1 protein-coding gene is annotated in these 978 nt (G+C 82.7%); it reads left to right on the forward strand.

Translation table 11 applies throughout. The features are described from left to right. On the forward strand, window positions 1-978 hold a 978-nt coding region (locus GTR00_RS21650), incomplete at both ends, for an ROK family protein (protein WP_166613555.1).

Raw genomic sequence — 978 nt, forward strand, 5'->3', positions numbered from 1 at the left:
CCACCGCCGACCTCGTCGCCCGCCTGGCCGGCGAGCGCCTCCTCGACGAGCACCCCGCCGCGCCCAGCGGCACCCGCGGGCGCCCCACCCGCCACCTCGTCGCCCACCCCGGCGGCCCCCTCGTCCTCGGCGCCGCCGTCAGCCACGAGGACTGGCGCGTGGCCGTCCTCCAGCTCGGCGGCACCCCGCTGGCCACCGAGCGCGGCACCCACGACGGCCGCGACGGCGCCGCCGTCCTGCACGCCCTGCGCGCCGCGGCCGCGCGCCTGCACCGCCGCTCCCCCGGGCGCGTGCGCGGCCTCGGCCTCGCCGTGCCCGGACCCGTGCGCGACGGGCACGTCCTGGACGCGCCGATCCTCGGCTGGCGCGACCTCGACCTGCGCGCCGCCCTGCCCGCCGGCACCGGCGGCGCGCCCCCCGGCGAGCACGTCTTCGTCGCCGGCAACGACGCCACCCTCGCCGCCGTCGGCGAAGCCCGCCGCGGCGCCGCCACCGGCGCCGCCGCGCACCTGCACCTGCACGTGGACGCCGGCCTCGGCGGCGCCCTCACCACCGGCGGGCACCCGCTGGCCGGGGCGCGGGGCCTGTCCGGGGAGTTCGGCCACGTGCCCTTCGGCGACCCCGCCGTGCGCTGCCCCTGCGGCGCCCGCGGCTGCTGGGGCACCACCGTCGACGGCTCCGCCCTCGCCCGCACCCTCGGCGACCCCTCCCCCGGCGACCCCGTCTCCTACGCCCGGCGCGTCCTGGACCGCGCCGCCGCCGGCGACGAGCACGCCCTGACGGCCGCGCGCGCCGCGGGCACCGCCCTCGGCCGCGGCACCGGCGGCCTCGTCAACGCCCTGGACGTCGACCTCGTCACCCTCGGCGGCCTGGCCGCCCGGCTCCTGCAGGTCGTGCCCGAGGAGGTGCGCGGCGCCTGCACCGAGGGCCTCATGCGCTTCCGCCGCGACGCCCCGCCCGCCCTGGTGCCCGCCGCCC

Source organism: Kineococcus indalonis (genome assembly GCF_009906395.1).
Lineage (GTDB): Bacteria > Actinomycetota > Actinomycetes > Actinomycetales > Kineococcaceae > Kineococcus > Kineococcus indalonis.